General features: G+C 64.1%; 22 protein-coding genes. 8 read left to right on the forward strand and 14 right to left on the reverse strand.

The genetic code is table 11. From position 1 onward, the window contains the following. Positions 1-3: 3 nt before the first annotated feature. Both hglS and H7993_RS13470 read right to left on the reverse strand, forming a co-directional pair. Positions 4-1,377 (reverse strand): 2-oxoadipate dioxygenase/decarboxylase HglS, encoded by a 1,374-nt coding sequence (hglS, locus tag H7993_RS13465; RefSeq protein ID WP_185794676.1) that lies wholly within the window; start codon positions 1,375-1,377, stop codon positions 4-6. A 121-nt stretch (positions 1,378-1,498) separates the two neighbouring features. Beyond that, positions 1,499-2,386 (reverse strand): LysR substrate-binding domain-containing protein, encoded by an 888-nt coding sequence (locus tag H7993_RS13470; protein ID WP_122479940.1) that lies wholly within the window; start codon positions 2,384-2,386, stop codon positions 1,499-1,501. A gap of 131 nt (positions 2,387-2,517) precedes the next feature. Here H7993_RS13470 and amaB point away from each other — a divergent pair, with 131 nt between their 5' ends. Together amaB and amaA are read left to right on the forward strand one after the other, a co-directional pair. Continuing rightward, a complete protein-coding gene (gene amaB / locus H7993_RS13475; protein WP_185794677.1) occupies positions 2,518-4,008 on the forward strand; it encodes an L-piperidine-6-carboxylate dehydrogenase in 1,491 nt (496 codons plus the stop codon). A 176-nt stretch (positions 4,009-4,184) separates the two neighbouring features. Continuing rightward, a complete protein-coding gene (gene amaA, locus H7993_RS13480; protein ID WP_185794678.1) occupies positions 4,185-5,471 on the forward strand; it encodes an L-pipecolate oxidase in 1,287 nt (428 codons plus the stop codon). A gap of 568 nt (positions 5,472-6,039) precedes the next feature. Here amaA and H7993_RS13485 read toward each other — a convergent pair. From H7993_RS13485 to H7993_RS13495, 3 genes are all read right to left on the reverse strand, one after another. Then, entirely contained in the window at positions 6,040-7,533 is a 1,494-nt protein-coding gene (locus H7993_RS13485; protein WP_185794679.1) for a YifB family Mg chelatase-like AAA ATPase, read from the reverse strand. A gap of 204 nt (positions 7,534-7,737) precedes the next feature. Then, positions 7,738-8,655: a LysR family transcriptional regulator gene (locus H7993_RS13490; RefSeq protein WP_185794680.1), complete on the reverse strand. Its 918-nt coding sequence runs from the start codon at positions 8,653-8,655 to the stop codon at positions 7,738-7,740. A gap of 86 nt (positions 8,656-8,741) precedes the next feature. Next, a complete protein-coding gene (locus tag H7993_RS13495; RefSeq protein WP_122479935.1) occupies positions 8,742-9,002 on the reverse strand; it encodes an accessory factor UbiK family protein in 261 nt (86 codons plus the stop codon). A 413-nt stretch (positions 9,003-9,415) separates the two neighbouring features. Here H7993_RS13495 and glnK point away from each other — a divergent pair, with 413 nt between their 5' ends. From glnK to sutA, 4 genes are all read left to right on the forward strand, one after another. Continuing rightward, a complete protein-coding gene (glnK, locus tag H7993_RS13500; protein ID WP_002555808.1) occupies positions 9,416-9,754 on the forward strand; it encodes a P-II family nitrogen regulator in 339 nt (112 codons plus the stop codon). Positions 9,755-9,794: 40 nt separating this feature from the next. After that, a complete protein-coding gene (locus H7993_RS13505; RefSeq protein ID WP_122479934.1) occupies positions 9,795-11,129 on the forward strand; it encodes an ammonium transporter in 1,335 nt (444 codons plus the stop codon). Between the two features lie 201 nt (positions 11,130-11,330). Continuing rightward, positions 11,331-11,756, forward strand: coding sequence for a secondary thiamine-phosphate synthase enzyme YjbQ (locus H7993_RS13510; RefSeq protein ID WP_122479933.1), 426 nt, complete (start codon positions 11,331-11,333; stop codon positions 11,754-11,756). A 99-nt stretch (positions 11,757-11,855) separates the two neighbouring features. After that, entirely contained in the window at positions 11,856-12,179 is a 324-nt protein-coding gene (sutA, locus tag H7993_RS13515; RefSeq protein WP_122479932.1) for a transcriptional regulator SutA, read from the forward strand. Between the two features lie 123 nt (positions 12,180-12,302). Here the strand turns inward: sutA and H7993_RS13520 are convergent, their stop codons facing one another. The 6 genes from H7993_RS13520 to lptM are packed head-to-tail and all read right to left on the reverse strand — an operon-like array spanning position 12,303 to position 16,855. Then, positions 12,303-12,998, reverse strand: a complete 696-nt coding sequence (locus tag H7993_RS13520; RefSeq protein WP_185794681.1) for an HAD family hydrolase — start codon at positions 12,996-12,998, stop codon at positions 12,303-12,305. Further along, positions 12,995-13,891, reverse strand: coding sequence for a tyrosine recombinase XerC (gene xerC, locus H7993_RS13525; RefSeq protein ID WP_185794682.1), 897 nt, complete (start codon positions 13,889-13,891; stop codon positions 12,995-12,997). Before xerC ends, H7993_RS13520 begins: the two co-directional genes overlap by 4 nt. 1 nt (position 13,892) lies before the next feature. Then, positions 13,893-14,600, reverse strand: coding sequence for a DUF484 family protein (locus tag H7993_RS13530; RefSeq protein WP_185794683.1), 708 nt, complete (start codon positions 14,598-14,600; stop codon positions 13,893-13,895). A gap of 13 nt (positions 14,601-14,613) precedes the next feature. Continuing rightward, the gene (gene dapF / locus H7993_RS13535) at positions 14,614-15,444 is read right to left on the reverse strand and encodes a diaminopimelate epimerase (protein ID WP_122479928.1); all 831 of its coding nucleotides are present in this window, start codon (positions 15,442-15,444) and stop codon (positions 14,614-14,616) included. A 4-nt stretch (positions 15,445-15,448) separates the two neighbouring features. Continuing rightward, a complete protein-coding gene (gene lysA, locus H7993_RS13540) occupies positions 15,449-16,696 on the reverse strand; it encodes a diaminopimelate decarboxylase (protein WP_185794684.1) in 1,248 nt (415 codons plus the stop codon). A gap of 9 nt (positions 16,697-16,705) precedes the next feature. Then, complete coding sequence (lptM, locus tag H7993_RS13545; RefSeq protein WP_043192229.1) at positions 16,706-16,855, reverse strand: LPS translocon maturation chaperone LptM; 150 nt, start codon at positions 16,853-16,855, stop codon at positions 16,706-16,708. A 184-nt stretch (positions 16,856-17,039) separates the two neighbouring features. On the opposite strand from lptM, the gene cyaY reads away from it, so the two are divergent. After that, complete coding sequence (cyaY, locus tag H7993_RS13550; protein ID WP_122479926.1) at positions 17,040-17,366, forward strand: iron donor protein CyaY; 327 nt, start codon at positions 17,040-17,042, stop codon at positions 17,364-17,366. Continuing rightward, entirely contained in the window at positions 17,366-17,602 is a 237-nt protein-coding gene (locus tag H7993_RS13555; protein ID WP_122479925.1) for a DUF1289 domain-containing protein, read from the forward strand. Before cyaY ends, H7993_RS13555 begins: the two co-directional genes overlap by 1 nt. Before the next feature lie 29 nt (positions 17,603-17,631). Here the strand turns inward: H7993_RS13555 and H7993_RS13560 are convergent, their stop codons facing one another. The 3 genes from H7993_RS13560 to argH all read right to left on the reverse strand — a co-directional run bounded on the left by H7993_RS13560 (position 17,632) and on the right by argH (position 19,808). Beyond that, positions 17,632-17,880 carry a TIGR02647 family protein gene (locus tag H7993_RS13560; RefSeq protein ID WP_122479924.1) on the reverse strand — a complete coding sequence of 83 codons (249 nt, stop codon included), beginning with the start codon at positions 17,878-17,880 and terminating at the stop codon, positions 17,632-17,634. 125 nt (positions 17,881-18,005) lie between these two features. Then, a complete protein-coding gene (locus H7993_RS13565; protein WP_122479923.1) occupies positions 18,006-18,284 on the reverse strand; it encodes a hypothetical protein in 279 nt (92 codons plus the stop codon). A 129-nt stretch (positions 18,285-18,413) separates the two neighbouring features. Then, positions 18,414-19,808 (reverse strand): argininosuccinate lyase, encoded by a 1,395-nt coding sequence (gene argH, locus H7993_RS13570; protein ID WP_122479922.1) that lies wholly within the window; start codon positions 19,806-19,808, stop codon positions 18,414-18,416. Positions 19,809-19,939: the final 131 nt, after the last annotated feature.

A 19,939-nucleotide genomic window follows, 5' to 3' on the forward strand; every position in this document is an offset into this window, starting at 1 on the left:
GCCTCAGTTCAGCGCGGCAAGGCCCAGTGCGCGGGCGCAGTCGTCCAGCGAGCGCTGCTGGGTCTGGGCGTACAGCGCCAGTTCGTCGAGCACCGTTCGGCCCAGGGCCTGGTGGAACGCCTCCTGGCTCGACCCCAAACCATAGTCGGCCTGGGCATCGTCGCCCAGGTTGGACTGGAAGATGCCTGCGGCGCTGACCGGCAGAAAATCTTCGTAGACCAAGGGCTCGCAGCGAATCGCGCCATTGTCCAGCAGACCTTTCAGCGTCGTCTGGCCCGCGCTGGGCTGGCCGCTGGCGAAATAGCGAAAGAACGCCAGGTCCTGCTCGCGCATCTGCGCCAGATCATCCGGAAACTCACTGAACTGCTCGCCCAGCAGACGCATGTACTCGTCGGCATTGGTCTCGCTGGGGAACCCGGCAAGCGCGCTGCGCGAGGCGTTCAACAAGCGATCGTACAGCGCACGCCCCTTGGGCGTCAGCGCCGCGCCGCGTTGCTCGATCTCGCCGAAGCGCGCGGTGTGGCTGCCTTCGGCGACAGCGGCCTGATCGGTGAAGGCGACCTTTTCCTGCAGCGCCTTGAAGCTGGTCTGCCGCAACAGGATGGCATGGCGACGCGGCGGCGGCCCTTCGATGACGGCCTTGGGTGTGATCCCGCGCGCGGGCATCAGCGCCTGCACCTTGTCGATGTCCAGCGTGCGCGGGGTCAGGTGATTGATGTGCGGCCCCTTGAACGCCACCACATCGGCGATCAGTCGATGGGCGTCGTGCAGGCGTTGATACTGGTCCGCTGTCACCGTGGCATCGTGGTGCCAGCGGAAGGTTTCCAGGGCCTGCTCGACGAACGCATCGGCGTCGGCTTGGTCGAGGCCGCCGTCGCGCTCGAATCGCTCGATCAGGGCCAGGCACGGCGAGGTGAATATCTGCCGCTGCGCCAGCAGGTGGGTGGCCTGTTCGCGCAATGCGGCATCCTCGATCAGTTCCAGACGCAGCAGGGACGTGAACACGCGAAACGGGCTTACCTGCAAAGACTGTTCGTGCACCGCGCGAAATGCCGTGGAGTGCACCGGCACACCCGCCGAGGTGAGATCGTAGTAGCCCACCGGTTGCATGCCCATCACCGCGAACAGCCGAGCGATGGTCGCCAGCTCTGCGGCGGTGCCGACCCGAATCGCGCCATGGCGCTCGGCATCCAGACGCTCGATCTCGCCGGTGCGCGCCAGGGACGCGGCCAAATCCGGCTGTTGTTCCAGCCCCTGGCGATTGACTTCGCCGACCAGGCTCATCAAGTCGCCATACAACGGCACTTCGTTCTTGTACATCTCGGACATGGCGCGGGAAAACGCGGTACGGGTCTGGTCGGGGCTGACGAAAGGCATGGCGAACTCCTGGCGCAAAGGGCTGGGAGTATGAAAGCGGGGAATGACCTGTGCGATCAAGCGAAAAAAAGTGCGGGGGTCATTCCCGCAGGTCGGCTTCGCTGTCGTTCATGCTGCGCCGCTAGTGGGCGATCTGCCCCAGAATCCAGTCGACCAGCGCGCGCACCTTCGGCACTTCCGCGGCGTGTTCGGCAAAGGCGACGAAATGCGCGCCCTGGCTGCTCATGGTGTGCGGCCAGGGCATGACCAGGTTGCCGTTGGCCAGGTGGTTCTCTGCCAGGTAGCGCGGCACCAGGGCCACGCCACAGCCGGACAGGGCAGCGCTGAGGCACATGTAGAAAGTATCGAAGCGCGGGCCGTGGTAGCTGTTCTGGGCGCTCAGGCCCTGCTCCAGAAACCACTCGTGCCACGCCTCGGGGCGCGACGTACATTGCATCAATACCAGCTCGGCCAACTGTTCGGCGTGGGTCAGCGGCTGATCGAGCAGGTCGGGCGCGCACACCGGCACCACCTGATCGTCGAACAGCTCGATGCAGGTCGCTCCGGGCCAGGTGCCCTGGCCGAAGAAAAACCCCACGTCGGCCTTGGCCTGCAGCAAGGCGAACGGCTCGAGTTCGTTGCGGATGTCCAGATGGATATTGGGGTGCGCCTTGCCGAAACCCTTGAGCTTGGGGATCAGCCAGCCCACGCCGAAGCTGGGCTGGGTGGCGACGGTGAGCACTTCGGTTTCGTCGCCGTAGGACAGGATGTAGCGGCTGGAAATGTCCACCTGAGTGAGGATCTTGTTCACTTCGGCCAGGTACAGCGAGCCGGCCGGTGTCAGTTGCAGGCGTCGGCGGATGCGCAGGAACAGGTGGTGACGCAGCATGTCTTCGAGCTGCGCAACCTGCTTGCTGACCGCGCTCTGGGTCAGGTGCAGTTCTTCCGCTGCGCGGGTGAAGCTCAGGTGGCGGGCGGCCGCTTCGAAGCACTGCAAGGCCGTCATCGAAGGAACAAGGCGTTTTGACATGGAGGCATCGCCGCAAGGTCATGAGGTGAGGGAATGATATATGGAATATTGCTCCGTTGTGGTGGTCTGGCCTGCGGATTAATACTGATCTCAATCCGTTCTTATCGTTAAAGCCTTGTGAGGAGAAAACAATGGTCGATGGCCTGCTCGAAAGCCTGGGTGTTGCGGCGAGTGCATTCAAGGATGGCAACCATCCTGTTCACACCCCAATCGACGGCAGCCAGATCGCCTCGGTGAGCCTGGAATCCAAGGCGCAGGTCGTGGCCAAGATCGCCCTCGGGCACGAGGCGTTCCTGGCTTGGCGCACCGTGCCGGCCCCCCGTCGTGGCGAGCTGGTGCGCCTGTTCGGCGAAGTCCTGCGCGCACACAAGGCCCAGCTCGGTGAGCTGGTCTCGGTCGAAGCCGGCAAGATCACCCAGGAAGGTCTGGGTGAAGTGCAGGAAATGATCGACATCTGCGATTTCGCCGTCGGCCTGTCTCGCCAGCTGTACGGCCTGACCATCGCTTCCGAGCGCCCAGGCCACCATATGCGTGAAACCTGGCAGCCGCTGGGCGTGGTCGGTGTGATCAGCGCCTTCAACTTTCCGGTGGCAGTGTGGGCATGGAACACCGCCCTGGCCCTGGTCGCCGGCGATTCGGTGATCTGGAAACCATCGGAAAAGACCCCGTTGACCGCGCTGGCCTGCCAGGCACTGTTCGACAAGGCCCTGCAGCAGTTCGGCGATGCGCCAGAAGGCCTGGCGCAATTGATCATCGGTGACCGCGAAGCGGGCGAGGCGTTGGTCGATGACCCGCGCGTCGCCCTGGTCAGCGCTACCGGCAGCACTCGCATGGGGCGCGAAGTCGGTCCGCGGGTCGCTGCGCGGTTCGGCCGCACAATCCTCGAACTGGGCGGCAACAACGCCATGATCCTGGCCCCCAGCGCCGACCTCGACCTGGCCGTGCGCGGCATTCTCTTCAGTGCCGTGGGCACCGCTGGCCAGCGCTGCACCACCTTGCGCCGGGTGATCGTGCACAGCTCGATCAAGGACGAAGTGGTTGCTCGGGTCAAAGCCGCCTACGCCAAAGTACGCATCGGCGATCCGCGCAAGGACAACCTGGTCGGCCCGCTGATCGACAAGCAATCCTTCGATGCCATGCAGGGTGCCCTGGCCAAGGCGCGTGACGAGGGGGGCGAAGTGTTCGGCGGTGAGCGTCAGTTGGCCGATCAATACCCGAACGCCTATTACGTCGCACCCGCCATCGTCGAAATGCCTGGTCAGTCGGATGTCGTGCGCCACGAAACCTTCGCGCCGATCCTGTATGTATTGAGCTACGAAGACTTCGACGAGGCCCTGCGCCTGAACAACGAAGTGCCACAGGGCCTGTCCTCGTGCATCTTCACCACCGACCTGCGTGAAGCCGAGCGATTCCAGAGCGCAGCGGGCAGCGACTGCGGCATCGCCAACGTCAACATCGGCACCAGCGGCGCGGAAATCGGCGGTGCCTTCGGCGGCGAAAAGGAAACCGGTGGCGGACGCGAATCCGGCTCCGATGCCTGGAAAGCCTACATGCGCCGCCAGACCAACACCGTCAACTACTCGCGCGAACTGCCGCTGGCCCAAGGCATCGTGTTTGATTGATGGTTGATTGATGGTTGATTGATGGTTGAGTGATGTGGTGGCGGGGCTGGCGCTATCGCGGGTGGAACCCGCTCCCACAGGGATCTTTGCTGCAATGGATATCCCTGTGGGAGCGGGCTCTGCCCGCGATGACGACGGCGCGGTCCGAACCCGATTTCCCTGGCTTGGAATGAGTCATGAGCGAACTACGGCAACAATGTCTTTGGGAACACATCACCGCCAGGCCCCCTCACACGGCGGCCCTGGCCAGTGCGGTAAAGGCGGACGTCTGCGTGATCGGCGGCGGCATCACCGGGTTGTGCGCTGCCATCGAGTTGCTGGAGCAGGGCAAGCGTGTGGTGCTGCTCGATGCCAGTGAAATCGGCACCGGCGGCTCGGGCCGCAACGTCGGACTGGTCAACGCTGGCACCTGGATTCCACCCGACGAAGTCGAGCAGACCCTGGGCAGTGCGGTGGGCGGTCGCCTCAACAGCGTGCTCGGCGGCGCGCCGGCTGAAGTGTTCGCGCTGATCAAGCGCTATGGCATCGACTGCCAGGCGCACAACGACGGCACCCTGCACATGGCCCACAACGCCAATGGCGTGGCCGACCTGAAATCGCGCTGCGAGCAATGGCAACGGCGCGGCGCCGACGTCGAGCTGCTCACCGGGGCGCAATGCGTTGACTACTGCGGCACCGAAAAGATCGAGGCCGCCTTGCTCGACCGGCGCGCCGGTACCATCAACCCCATGGCCTATACCCGTGGCCTGGGCGCGGCCGTCGAGCGCCTGGGCGGGCAGGTGTTCCAGCACTCGCCGGTGTTGGGCCTGGAACAGCAGGGTGGTGGCTGGCTGGTCAAGACTGCCAAAGGCGAAGTCAACGCCGACAAGGTACTGATCTCTACCGGTGCCTACACCGAGGGCGACTGGTGCAATCTGCAAGGCCAGTTCTTCCGTGGTTACTACTACCAGGTGGCTTCCAAACCTCTGCACTCGGCCGCGGCAGACGCTGTGCTCAAACACGGCCAGGGTTCCTGGGACACCCGCCTGGTACTGAGCAGCATTCGCCGTGACTACGATGGCCGTTTGTTGCTCGGCAGCATGGGCCGCGTGGACAACAAGCCGGCCTGGTTCATCCGCCGCTGGGCCGACCGCATCCAGACCCATTACTTTCCCCAACTGGGCACGGTCGAATGGGAAATGCACTGGACCGGCTGCATCGACTTCACCCCCGACCACCTCATGCGCCTGTTCGAACCCGCCCCGGGGCTGGTCTCGGTCACCGGCTACAACGGCCGCGGCAACACCACCGGCACCGTCGTGGGCAAGGCCTTGGCGCAGTTTCTGCTGCATGGCCAGGCCGACAGGCTGCCCCTGCCGTTCTGCACGGATAAACCCGTTTCGGTACCGAGCCTGCGCACCGGCGTCTATGAAACCGGCTTCTCGCTCTACCACGCCGGCCAAGTCCTGCGCGTGGTTTTGTAGCCTCCAAGCCCTGTGGCAGCGGCGCAAGCCGCTTTGGCCCCGATCGCGTTCCGACAGCCACCCGCACCCACCGCCGACGCGGCTCGCGCCGCTGCTACAGAGGTATCGCAATCCCCCGCCGGCGTGGTGAGCCCCGAACACCGCATTCACGACCGACGTGGTGATGCCCGACCACCGCATTCACGACCGACGTGGTGATGCCCGACCACCGCATCCGTGGCCGACGTGGTGATGCCCGAACACCGCATTCATGACCGACGTGGTGCTGCACGACCACCGCATCCATGGCCGACGCGGTGATGCACGACCACCGCATCCATGGCCGACGCGGTGATGCGCGGCCACCGCATCCTTGGCCGGCGTGGTGATGAACGACCACCTCATCCGTGGCCGACGTGGTGATGCCCGAACACCGCATTCATGACCGACGTGGTGCTGCACGACCACCGCATCCATGGCCGACGCGGTCATGTATGAATACTCAATCCCCTGTAGCAGCGGCGCAAGCCGCGTCGGCGGTATCCCCGATGGGCCTGCTGAAACGCAATGACGCCTGGCGCCTTATCGCTCACTGCGCCGACGGCCGATACTGCAACGCCTCCGCCACATGCGTCCGCTCGATGTCTTTCGCCTGCTCAAGATCCGCCAGCGTACGAGCCACCTTCAACAACCGGTGCGCCGCCCGCAGCGACAGCGTCAGCCGTTCACAGGCGGTTTCCAGCCAGCGCTCATCTTCGGCCGACAACCTGCAATGCTCGCGCAACCCCGGCAGATCGAGAAAGGCATTAGCACACCCCTGACGCCGACTCTGCAACTCGCGCGCCTCGGCCACCTTGCTGGCAGCACTGGCCGTATTCTCACCCGCTTGTGGCACATGGCTCAGCGCCGTCGCCTCGCGCGCCACCGTCAGATGCAGATCGATCCGGTCGAGCAACGGCCCGGACAGCTTGTTGCGGTACCGCTGAATCTGGTCGCTGCCGCATTGGCATTTGCCGCTGGGGTCACCCAGATACCCACACGGGCACGGGTTCATCGCCGCCACCAACTGGAACCGCGCCGGAAAACGGATCTTGTCCCGCGCCCGCGCAATCACGATCTCTCCGCTTTCCAAGGGTTCGCGCAAGACTTCCAGTACCTTCCTGTCGAACTCCGGCAATTCATCGAGAAACAGCACGCCATGATGCGCCAGGGTGATTTCTCCTGGCTGCGGCCGACTGCCACCACCTACCAAGGCAGCGCCCGAGGCCGAATGATGAGGATGCCGAAAGGGCCGCTGCGGCCAGTTCTTCAGCGGCACATGGCTGGCCACCGACTGGATGGCCGCCACCTCCAGCGCTTCGCGCTCGTCCAGCGGCGGCAGCAATCCGGGCAATCGACTGGCGAGCAAGGTCTTGCCCGTTCCCGGTGGGCCGCTGAACAACAGGTTGTGCGCGCCAGCGGCGGCCACCAGCAGCGCACGCTTGGCCGCAACCTGGCCCTGCACTTCGCTCAGGTCCGGATAAGGCTTGCTCAACAGCAACAGGCCATTGGCATTGAAAGGACTGATCGGGTTGCGCCCATTGAAGTGACTGACCAACTGCATCAGATCATCCGCGGCAATCACCGTCAGGTTCGAGGCCAGCGCTGCCTCTTCGGCGTTATCCCTGGGCACGATCAGCGTTCGCCCTGCATCGCGAGCAGCGAGGGCAGCGGGCAAGACACCCTGCACCGGCCGCACGGCGCCCGACAGCGCCAGCTCGCCCAGGCATTCCACGTTATCCAGGGTAATGGCCGGGATCTGCCCGCTGCCCGCCAGGATACCCAGCGCAATGGCCAGGTCGAACCGGCCGCCGTCCTTCGGCAGATCCGCCGGTGCCAGGTTCAGGGTGATCCGCCGCGCCGGAAACTCCAGCCCCGAATTGAGAATCGCGCTGCGCACGCGATCCTTGCTCTCCTTGACCGAGGCTTCCGGCAGCCCCACAAGCGTCAGGGCCGGCAGCCCATTGGCCAGATGCGCCTCGACCGTGACCGCAGGCGCACCCACGCCCACCTGGGCCCGGCTGTGAACGATAGCGAGAGACATGCATGCTCCATGCGTTGAAAGATGAACCGCTTCCTGCGGTGGTGGTGCGAGGGTAGTGGATGAGGGCGGGTATGCCAGTGGGGAAGTGATTCACGGTGCTACGGACGGAAGCAGCACGCAGGTCATGGTTTCCAGAGATTGCTTTTCAGCAACAAACCCGCCACCAAGGCGAGTGTGTGAGATGGATGACACGTTGTTGCGACCCTACACCACCCCGCCGCGATCCCCCATGAACGCCTCCAGCCGCGACCGCAACCACCGCTCCGCCGGATCCGTATCGGTGATGCTCAACCACACCATCGACAAATCCAGCGTCGGCGCATCGAACGGCAGCGGTTCGTCGAACAGGTTGCCGTGAGCGGCCATCGCGGTGGCGGCGTAGTCGGGCAGGCCGGCGAGCATGTCGGTGCCGGCGAGCAGGGCGGGCAGCGAGCTGAATTGGGGCACCGACAGCACCACTTGGCGGGTGCGGCCGATTTCCTGCAGCCACTCATCGGCGATACCGCTGGTGTGCGCAGTCGGCGACACCAGTACGTGGGGGCGGGCGCAGTATTCGTCCAGGGTCAGTGGGGTAGCCGACTTGTCGGCGCGCAGCACGCGCGGGCGCATGCGGCGCAGTAGTTTACGCTTGGCATTGGCCGGCAGGCCGCGGGTCTGGCTGATGCCCACGGTGATGTCGCCGGAGGCGAGCAGGTCGGGAATGCGCCAGTAATCCACGTGCTGCACCACGATCACCACTTTCGGCGCCTTGGTGCGCAGTGCGCGCAGCACTTGCGGCAGCAGGCCGAACTCGACGTCGTCGGACAGGCCGATGCGGAAGGTCATGGTACTTACGGCCGGATCGAAATCATGGGTCAGGCTCAGCGCCACCGACATCGCGTCGAGCGCGGGGGAGAGGTGCCGAATGATTTCCTCGGCGCGCGCGGTGGGTTCCATGCGATGGCCGATGCGGATGAACAGCGGGTCGTTGAACAGGGCGCGCAGTCGGTTCAGCGCTGAACTGACCGTGGGCTGGCCGAGGAACAGCTTTTCCGCGACGCGGGTGACGTTGCGCTCGAGCATGAGGGCTTCGAACACCACCATCAGGTTGATATCGGCTTTGCGCAGCTCGTTGCGGTTCATCGAAGCACGTCCCTGCTGTTCAATGGCAATGCCGAGCGTGGCACAAAGCGGTGCAGCCGATCGGCAACCGAGCTGCGTCTCAGATATTACTCGGCCTTGGGTGCTGCCTTGGCTTCCATCTCGGCGACTTTGGCTTCCAAGCTCTCCAAGCGCGCGCGGGTACGCGCCAGCACGACCATCTGGCTGTCGAATTCCTCGCGGCTGACCAGGTCGAGCTTGCTGAAGCCGGACTGCAGCAGTGCCTTGAACTGACCTTCGAGCTCCGCGCGCGGCTGTGCGGTGTCACCGCTGAACAAGCGCGAGGCGTGGTCGCTCAGAGTGTCGAGGAACGCTTTGGGCGGGAGCATGGGAAATTTCCTGAGACAAAGTGATGCGCAGTGTATCACGCAGCCATGCGGTGAAAAGCCGAGCCGCGGCGCACGGTTTTCGCGCACAGGTGTGCCCAGCGCTGCACCCTTGTTGTGCGCTTGCCCGCGCTGCCTGCTCAAACCACTGCACAAAAGCCGCGCAGGGTGGCCAAATCTCGCGGTTTGCACGACATGGCAAGCTTTCTGCTTAGAGCCAAGAGACCCAGGCACTGATGGACTCGTCGTGACGAGAACGGTGCGCAGCTTCAAGGGAAGTGTTTCGTCAGCAGTTGTTTATCGGTTGTCGGTCCGGGCTGCGGGGTCGACGACGCGTTACAAAGCCAGGCACTGCGCTTAGACTTGATCCGGGTTTGTTTTCCTGGGGCAAGTCCACCAATTCGGGAGAGAGTTTCATGAAGCTAGTCACTGCCATCATCAAGCCATTCAAGCTGGACGACGTGCGCGAGTCGTTGTCGGAAATCGGCGTGCAAGGCATCACCGTTACCGAAGTCAAGGGTTTCGGTCGGCAGAAAGGCCATACCGAGCTGTATCGCGGCGCGGAGTACGTGGTCGACTTCCTGCCCAAGGTCAAGATCGACGTCGCTATCGATGACAAGGATCTGGATCGCGTCATCGAAGCCATCACCAAGGCCGCCAACACCGGCAAGATCGGCGACGGCAAGATTTTCGTGGTCAATCTGGAACAGGCGATTCGCATTCGTACCGGCGAAACCGATACCGACGCAATCTAAAAAAAAGCCGACACAACCCAACGCCCCAGGAGTAAACAATATGACTCTGCGTCAATTCGCAGGGCTAGGAGCCCTGTTGTCCCTCGCAATGCCAGGCCTTGCCCTGGCGGACGAGGCGGCAGCCCCCGTTCTCAACTCCGGCGATACCGCCTGGATGCTGACCGCGACCGCCCTCGTGCTGTTCATGACCATTCCTGGCCTGGCGTTGTTCTACGGCGGCATGGTGCGCTCCAAGAACGTGCTCTCGGTGATGATGCAGTGTTTCGCCATTACTGGCCTGATCAGCATCCTGTGGATGGTCTACGGCTATAGCCTGGCCTTCGACACCACCGGCATGGAGCAGGGCGTCGTCAACTTCAATTCCTTCGTCGGCGGGCTGTCCAAGGCTTTCCTCAGCGGCGTGACGCCGAGCAGCGTCACCGGCCCGGCGGCACTGTTCCCTGAGGCAGTGTTCATCACCTTCCAGATGACCTTCGCCATCATCACCCCGGCGCTGATCGTCGGCGCCTTCGCCGAGCGCATGAAGTTCTCCGCGATGCTGATCTTCATGGCCATCTGGTTCACCCTGGTCTATGCACCCATCGCGCACATGGTCTGGTCCGGCAACGGCGGCCTGATGTGGGACTGGGGCGTGCTGGACTTCGCGGGCGGCACCGTGGTGCATATCAACGCCGGTGTTGCCGGTCTGGTTGCGTGCATCGTGCTGGGCAAGCGCAAGGGCTACCCGACCACCCCGATGGCGCCGCACAACCTGGGCTACACCCTGATCGGCGCGGCCATGCTGTGGATCGGCTGGTTCGGCTTCAACGCCGGTTCGGCTGCAGCGGCGAACGGCACTGCCGGCATGGCAATGCTGGTCACCCAGATCGCCACCGCCGCTGCGGCGCTGGGCTGGATGTTCGCCGAGTGGCTGACCCACGGCAAGCCAAGCGCACTGGGCATCGCTTCGGGCGTGGTCGCTGGCCTGGTGGCCATCACCCCGGCGGCCGGTACTGTCGGTCCGATGGGCGCACTGGCAATCGGCCTGGTGGCCGGTGTCATCTGCTTCCTCTGCGCCACTACGCTCAAGCGCAAGATGGGCTACGACGACTCCCTGGACGCCTTTGGCGTACACGGCATCGGCGGCATCGTCGGCGCGATTCTGACCGGCGTGTTCGCAGCGCCCGCGCTGGGTGGTTTCGGCACCGTCGAAGACATCGGCGCGCAGGTCTGGATCCAGCTCAAGGGCGTCGGCTTCACCGTGGTCTACACCGGTATCGTGACCTACGTCATTCTCAAGGTGCTGGATGCGGTGATGGGTCTGCGAGTCAACGAAGAAGAAGAGGCCGTGGGCCTTGACCTCGCGCAGCACAACGAGCGCGGCTACAACTTGTAACCGTTCGGAAAAAAATGCCCGGCTTGCCGGGCATTTTTTTGCCTGCGATTTGTCATCTGCTTCAGGTCCGGCGGGTTTGCCGCCGGGGCTGTCGGCTGCCGTAGCGATCGCGCGCGGCGGCTCAGTGCAAAACAGTCGCGAACAGGCTCTTTGCTTTTTCCCAGAGCGCGCTAGAATGCGCCCCGAACGGACGAGAACGGTATGTGGCAGCAAACCCTCATCACCTTGCGAGCCAGGCCTCGCGGGTTTCACCTGGTGACTGACGAGTTGCTCGCACAACTGCCGCGCCTGCGCGAATGCCGCGTGGGCCTGCTGCATTTGTGGCTGCAACACACTTCGGCGTCGTTGACCGTCAACGAAAACGCCGATCCGGCCGTTCGCCGGGACTTCGAGCGTTTCTTCAACCGCCTCGTGCCACAGGGTGCAGACGGTTTCGAGCACAACGACGAAGGGCCCGACGACCTGCCAGCGCACTTCAAGGCCAGCTTGCTGGGCTGCCAGGTGACCGTTCCGGTGACCTCGGGAAGGCTGGCGACAGGTACCTGGCAAGGTATTTATTTGGGCGAGCATCGCGATCATGGCGGCGCGCGTCGGGTCCTTGCCACGCTGTATGGCGAGGACGCTTGACCGCTGGTTACCAGTGGATGTGAATTTTTTCCGGCAACCGTCGACATAAGGTAAAGCTGGGCTATAAATAATCTGCTTTCGCAAGTCATGAGGTAGAACATGAGCGACGATGATCTGGAAAACGACGACCTCGAAGTAGGCGAAGAAGACGAGGCCGAAGAAACCCTCGAGGCGGCTGCCGAAGACGTTGCGGAGGACGACGGTGGCGACACACCCGTGCCCGCTGCCAAGGGCAAGGCCAAGGCGGCGGTGTCGGTGGATGAACTGCCGAGTATCGAAGCCAAGAACAAAGAGCGCGATGCGCTGGCTCGGGCGATGGAAGAGTTCCTGTCGCGCGGCGGCAAGGTGCAGGAAGTCGAGCCCAACGTGGTGGCCGATCCACCCAAGAAGCCCGACAACAAGTACGGCAGCCGCCCTATCTGAAGGCTCGTCGCTCGAAGCAACATAGAAAAAGCCCGCGGTCGCTGCGGGCTTTTTTGTGGGTGCGGGGTAGACACTGACGGCCTCTTCGCGGGCAGAGAACTCGCCGCTCGCCCGCTCCCACAGCTAGCCCAGTTGCAGCAGCAGTGCAGGCAACTGTGCCAGGCTGGCGACCTCGGCGTCGGGTTTGCCTTCGGCGGCCCATGGCTTGCCTTGCGGGTTGTACCAGATGGCCTTCATGCCCGCCTTCTGCGCGCCGGCGATGTCATCGCCCGGGTGATCGCCGATGTGCACCGATTCGTGGGCGCCCGCATCGCCCAGGCGCATGGCTTCCAGAAAGGGCCGCGAATCCGGCTTGCCCACGCCCAGGTCTTCGGCGCATAGCGCAAAGGTGAAGAAATCAGCGATGCCCAGTCGACGCACATCGGCGTTGCCGTTGGTAACCACGCCCAGGGTATAACGCTGGCAAAGGATCTCCAGGGCTGGCTGGGCCTCGGGAAAGATGTCCACCTGATGCCGAGCGTGCAGGAATACCTCGAAGGCCTTGTCGGCCAGCGAGGCCGCTTCATCCTCGGCATAGCCAGCGTCTTGCATGGCGTGCCGCAGCACACGACGGCGCAGCGCGCTGATGCGGTGCTTGAGCGAAGGGTCGGCGTCGACCAGGCGCTGGCGGATCTGGAACAGGTGCTCGACCGGCACTGGGCCCAGTGCCGGCGCCTGGTCGGCCAGCCAGTCGCGCAGGATGGCTTCGGCGCTGACGATGACCGGGGCGGTATCCCACAGGGTGTCGTCGAGGTCGAAAGTGATCAGCTTGATGCTCATGAGTCGCCGCCTTTGCGTTTTGCCCGTGGGTGGGCACTGTCGTAGACACTGGCCAGGTGCTGGAAGTCCAGGTGGGTATAGATCTGCGTGGTAGCGATGTCGGCGTGGCCAAGCATCTCCTGCACGGCACGCAGGTCGTGGGACGACTCGAGCAGGTGGCTGGCAAACGAATGACGCAGCATGTGCGGATGCAGGTTCTGCCCCAGCTCACGCTCGCCGGCGGCCTTGACCCGTACCTGGATGGCACGCGGCCCGAGCCTGCGGCCCTGCTGGCTGACGAACACGGCATCGTCGACGGGGTTGCTCATCGAGCGCAGCGCCAGCCACTGCTCCAGCGCCGCGCGCGCCTTGCGACCCACGGGCAGCACACGGGTCTTGCTGCCCTTGCCATGCACCTGCACCAGGCCGTCGGCGAGGTCGAGCTGCCCGAGGTCGAGGCTGGTCAGCTCCGACAAGCGCAGACCCGAAGAATAGAACAGCTCGAGAATGGCCTGGTCGCGATGGGCCAGGAAGTCGTCTTCCACCGCACCTTCGAGCAGCTGCAGGGCGCGATCGGTGTCCAGCGTCTTGGGCAGGCGACGCTCGCCCTTGGGCGGCGCCAGGCCATTGGCCGGGTCGTGGCTGCAGAGGCCTTCGCGATTGAGGTAGCGATACAGGCCACGCACGGCCGAAAGCAGGCGCGCCAGACTGCGCGACGACTGCCCTTGCTGATGCTGGCGAGCGATCAGACGCCGCAGCAGCTGGATGTCCAGTGCCTGCCAGGTCGCCAGGCCTTCCTTCTCGCAGAATTCGACGACCTTGGTCAGGTCGCGCCGGTAGGCATCCAGGGTATGCACCGACACCTGGCGCTCACTGCGCAGGTGCGTGCAGTAGGCATCCAGTTGTTCGCGCACCTCAACGTACCGAGCGCAGCGCGCCGGTGTAGCGTGGCAATACCCGGCTGAGCACTTCGCCGATATGGCTGAGGAACAGCGTGCCCACCGAACTCTTGTAGTGCGCAGGGTCGCGGCTGCCGATGGCCAGTACGCCGTGCAGGCCTTGATGCAGCAATGGCACCAGCGCGGTCGAGCCGACCTGCGGGGCCTGGTCGCTGCCGAACAGGAACGCCAGTTCGTGTTCGCGCAAGGCACCACTGAGCGACTTGCCCTCCGACAACAGCCCACCGATGGCCTGCTGCGCTTCACCACTCGTCACGCTGCGGCCTACCGGGGCGGGAATGTCGTTGAACAGGATCAGGCTGACGAAGGGCACCTGGAAGTCTTCGCGCAGGCTGTCTTCGACGCTGATCACCAGCTCGTCCAGGGACGCGGCATCGAGCATGGCCAGAATCAGGCGGCGAGTCTTCTCGAACAGGCGATCGTTGTCGCGCGCGACCTCCATCAGGTGCGAAAGGCGCTGGCGCATCTCGCCGTTGCGGTCACGCAGCAGAGTCATCTGCCGTTCCACCAGCGACACCGTGTCGCCGCGCTGGTGGGGCAGGCGCAGCTGAGTCAGCAATTCCTCATGCTGCTCGAAGAACGCCGGGTTGGCGGCAAGAAAGTCGGCCACGGCCGAAGCCTCCAGGACCTCCGCAGGCGCGGGTACTTGAGGCTGGTCGGTCATTGGCTGTACTCGGTCATAAACGCACTTGTCCTTCGAAGACCCGAACCGCAGGGCCGGTCATGATCACCGAATGGCCTGGCCCGGCCCATTCGATGGACAGGCGGCCGCCCGGCAGGTCGAGCAGCAGTGGCGAATCCATCCAGCCCTGGCTGATGGCTGCGACTGCGGCAGCACAGGCGCCGGTGCCACAGGCCTGGGTCTCGCCGGCGCCACGCTCCCAGACACGCAACTGCGCGCGGGTGCGATCGACTACGTGCAGAAAGCCCACGTTCACCCGTGCCGGAAAGCGCGGATGGTGTTCGATCTTCGGCCCCAGTGCGTGCACCGGCGCATTGTTGATGTCGTCGACACGCAGCACTGCGTGGGGGTTGCCCATGGACAGGGCGGCGATCTCGACGCTCTGGCCATCGACGGACAGCTCGTAGCTGCGCGCCTGGGAGTCGGCCTGGAACGGGATGTCGGCCGGCACCAGGCGCGGCGGGCCCATGTCGACGCTGATCTGACCATCGCTGCGCACGTCCAGGGTGATGATGCCGCCCTTGGTTTCGACGCGAATGGTCTTCTTGGCCGTGAGACGCTTGTCCAGCACGAAGCGGGCGAAGCAGCGCGCGCCGTTGCCGCATTGCTCCACCTCCGAACCGTCGGAATTGAAGATGCGATAGCGGAAGTCGACATCTGGATTGTTCGGCGCTTCGACCAGCAGCAATTGATCGAAGCCGATGCCGGTGTGGCGATCGCCCCACTGCTTGGCATGCTTGGGCAGGATATGGGCATGTTGGCTGACCAGGTCCAGCACCATGAAGTCGTTGCCCAGGCCATGCATCTTGGTAAAACGCAGTAGCATGGGATTACTCCGGCAACAGGCTTTCGCCGGCGAAAAGCTCGGCCACGGTTTCGCGGCGGCGTACTTCGAATGCCTGGTCACCATCGACCAGCACCTCGGCACAGCGGCCGCGCGTGTTGTAGTTCGAGCTCATGACGAAACCGTAGGCGCCGGCCGAATGCACGGCCAGCAAGTCGCCTTCGGCCAGTACCAGTTCACGCTCCTTGGCGAGGAAGTCACCGGTTTCGCAGATCGGCCCGACGATGTCGTAGGCACGCGCCTGACCTTCCCGCGGCTTGACCGGGCTGACGTTCATCCATGCCTGGTACAGGGCCGGGCGGATCAGGTCGTTCATCGCCGCGTCGACGATGGCGAAATCCTTGTGCTCGGTATGCTTGAGGTATTCCACCTGAGTCAGCAAGACCCCGGCATTGGCCACGATGAACCGCCCCGGCTCGAACACCAGGGTCAGCTCGCGACCGTCCAGGCGCTCGCGCACGGCCTGGATGTAGTCGGCAGCCAATGGCGGCTGCTCTTCGCTGTAGCGCACGCCCAGGCCACCGCCCAGGTCGATGTGGCGCAGGTAGATGCCGCAGTCGCCAAGGCGATCGACCAGATCGAGCAAGCGATCCAGGGCATCGAGGAACGGTGCCAGGGTGGTCAGCTGCGAGCCGATGTGGCAATCCACGCCGATCACGTCGAGGTTGGGCAACTGCGCGGCACGTACATAGACGTCTTCGGCTGCAGCGATGTCGATGCCGAACTTGTTCTCTTTCAAGCCCGTGGAAATGTACGGGTGGGTGCCCGCGTCGACGTCCGGGTTGACGCGCAGCGACACCGGAGCCCGCACGCCCAGCTCGGCAGCGACTTCCTGCAGGCGTTCCAGCTCGTCGGTGGATTCGACGTTGAAGCAGTGCACGCCTACTTCGAGGGCGCGGCGCATGTCGGCGCGGGTCTTGCCGACGCCGGAAAACACCACGCGCTCGGCGCGCCCGCCCGCAGCCAGCACGCGCTCCAGTTCGCCGCCCGAGACGATGTCGAAACCGGCGCCCAAACGCGCCAGGACATTGAGCACGGCCAGGTTGGAGTTGGCCTTCACGGCAAAGCAGACCAGCGACGGGGTGCCCTGCAGGGCATCGGCGTAGGCGTTGTACTGCGCCTCGATGTGGGCGCGCGAGTAGACGTACGTCGGCGTGCCGAAGCGCTGGGCCACGGCCGACAGGGCTACGCCTTCGGCAAACAGTTCACCGTCGCGGCGTTGAAAAGCGTCCATGGTGTTCCCTTAGTAGTGCTTGTGCGGTTGCGACGACTTGGCTTGGTCCTCGGGAGATTTGCTGTCATCGGGCAGGTACAGCGGGCCCTTTTGACCACAGGCGGACACCAGGCAGGCAACGGCGACGAGCGCGGCCAGGGAAGAGATCAGGCGCTTCATGGCGAAATCCTTTGTATAAGCAGTAATTGCGCCCGAGTATACCCAGCGCCCGGCATGGTGGCTATGCAGGTGGGCCGCCAGCGGTGCCACCGATCCAGACGGGTGCATTATGCTTTGCATAAACGGCTGGCTGCTCGTATCTTGCCGCCCGTAGCGCGAACAGACACTTTCCGAGGTTCCTGCAATGAGTTTGACCGAAGCCCGTTTCCACGACCTGGTCGATGCCACCCAGCAGGCGCTGGAGGAGTTGCTCGAAGACCACGCCGACGACATCGAAATTTCCGCCGGCATGATGACCATCAAGTTCGACAACGGCAGCCAGCTGATCATCAGCCGCCAGGAGCCGCTGCGCCAGCTGTGGCTGGCCGCGCGCTCCGGTGGCTATCACTTCGATTACGACGAAGAGTCGGGCAAGTGGCGCTGCGAGAAATCCGAGGAATTGCTGGGCGAGGTACTGGCCCGGGCGACCGAGGAACAGGCCGGCGTCGAGCTGGATTTCGAAGAGATCTGATGGTGAGCCAGCCCGCACGCGCCCCCAAGCCGCTCTACAGCAACGTCAGCCCGTCGGTACAGTCACCTTGCGTGAGCCTGTGCCGGCTGGACGAAGAACGCGTTTGCCAAGGGTGTTTCCGCCATGTCGAGGATATCCGCGCCTGGCGCTCGGCCGATGACGATACGCGGCGCCAGATCATCGCTGTGGCCGAGCAGCGCCGCTCGCAGGCGCTGTCGGCGCCTGCTGGCGACTGACAGCACCTGCTTCCATCAAGCCCCGATGCTCAGGCAGGCTCGGCCACCGTCAGGATGGTGAGCAATGACTGCGCGTGCCCGGCAGCCTCATGGCCCAGGCTGGTCAGGTAGCCGCCATCGGGCTTGGTGATCAATTCCTTTTCATGCAGGCGAGTCGCGGCGGCAATGGCCGCAGGTGATGCAGTGTGGTGGATTTTCAGACCTTCCATGGTGTTGCCGAGGTTGAACAGGGCAAGGATTTCCAGCTCGGCAACCAGTTCCGGGGTGTAGGACGACATAGGCGCTCCCGACTTTCTTATGGAATGAACGACAGCACCGAGGGGCGCTGAACGCTGTACCCCGACACCGTGGCAGCGGGGTTTTTCCAGTGTAGTCAGCCGCAGGCGAACGCGCCTGTTCAGCGTCAGACTTTTTCCGCTGGCAGCTCGGGCAAGGCACGCAGAGCGGCTTCGTACCAGGCCGTGTCGAACGCGCGATCCTGCTCCAGAATGGCATCGATCTCGATCGCCAGTACATGGGCCATCATGTTGAGGATGTCCTCGCGCTCATAGCCCACCAGCGTCAGCTTGTTGAAGGTGGCCTTGGCCGCGGGCGGGTTGTCGCTTTCGATCTGATTCTCGATGGCCTGGGTGAGGGTGGCTTCGGCAAATGCTTCGTCTTCGTCTGGCAGGTTGTCGCTCATGGGGATGTTCTCGATCGGGGTCAATGTCGGGTTCTGGGGGGAGCCCTTCGCGGGCAGAGACCCGCTCCCACAGGATATCTAACATCTACTGTGGGAACGGGGCGCGAAGAGGCCGGACCTGCCAAGCGCCTAGCGAGCCGCCAGCAAATCGCGGCCGCGAGCGACTGCCGCACGTACCTGAGCCGGCGCCGTGCCGCCGATGTGGTCGCGGGCATTGACCGAGCCTTCCAGGGTCAATACCTCGAACACGTCCGCATCGATCTGGTCGCTGAACCGGCGCAGCTCTTCCAGGCTCATTTCCGCCAGGTCCTTGCCGGTGTCCACGCCATGCTTGACCGCATGCCCGACGATCTCGTGGCAATCGCGGAACGGCAGGCCACGGCGCACCAGGTAATCGGCGAGGTCGGTGGCGGTGGAGAAACCACGTAGCGCGGCTTCGCGCATCATGGCGTGCCTGGGCTTGATGGCCGGGATCATGTCGGCAAAGGCCCGCAGCGAGTCGCGCAACGTGTCGGCGGCGTCGAACAGCGGTTCCTTGTCTTCCTGGTTGTCCTTGTTGTAGGCCAGCGGCTGGCCCTTCATCAGGGTCAGCAGGCCCATCAGCGCACCGAACACCCGGCCGCTCTTGCCGCGCACCAGTTCCGGTACGTCGGGGTTCTTCTTCTGCGGCATGATCGAGCTGCCGGTGCAGAATCGGTCGGGCAGGTCGATGAACTGGAATTGCGCGCTGGTCCACAGCACCAGCTCTTCGGAGAAGCGCGACAGGTGCATCATCGCGATGCTGGCCGCAGCGCAGAACTCGATGGCGAAGTCACGGTCCGAAACGCCATCCAGCGAGTTGCCGCCGACGGCTTCGAAGCCCAGCAGCGTGCAGGTCAGCTCGCGGTCGATGGGGTAGGTGGTGCCGGCCAGCGCGGCGCTGCCCAGCGGCATGCGGTTGGTGCGCTTGCGGCAATCGACCAGGCGTTCATGGTCGCGGCTGAGCATTTCGAACCACGCCAGCAGGTGATGCCCGAAGGTCACCGGCTGCGCGGTCTGCAGGTGGGTGAAGCCCGGCATGATGGTGTCGGCCTCGCGCTCGGCCTGTTCCAGCAAGCCCTGCTGCAGGCGGGTGATTTCGCTGAGGATGAGGTCGATCTCGTCACGCAGCCACAGGCGAATGTCGGTGGCCACCTGGTCGTTGCGGCTGCGTCCGGTGTGCAGCTTCTTGCCGGTGACACCGATGCGATCGGTCAGGCGCGCTTCGATGTTCATGTGCACGTCTTCCAGATCCGTGCGCCAGTCGAACTGGCCCGCCTGGATTTCCTGCTCGATGGTGCGCAGGCCATCGACGATGGTGTCGCGCTCCGCATCGGTCAGCACACCGACCTTGGCCAGCATGGTGGCGTGGGCGATCGAGCCCATGATGTCATGGCGGTACAGGCGCTGGTCGAAATCGACCGAGGCGGTGAAGCGGGCGACGAAGGCGTCGACGGGTTCACTGAAGCGGCCGCCCCAGGACTGGTTGGTCTTGTCAGTGCTCATGAATTGGCTCGTGCAAGGCGTGAACGGGAAATTGCCGCAATAATAACAAATGCGGCCCGGGTCTGTTGGCGGCATAGTGCAGGTGTCTATTGTCTGCATTCACCCCGTCGCGAGCCCTCTGCCCGCCACGG

The organism is Pseudomonas baltica (genome assembly GCF_014235765.1).
GTDB classification, from domain to species: Bacteria; Pseudomonadota; Gammaproteobacteria; order Pseudomonadales; family Pseudomonadaceae; genus Aquipseudomonas; species Aquipseudomonas baltica.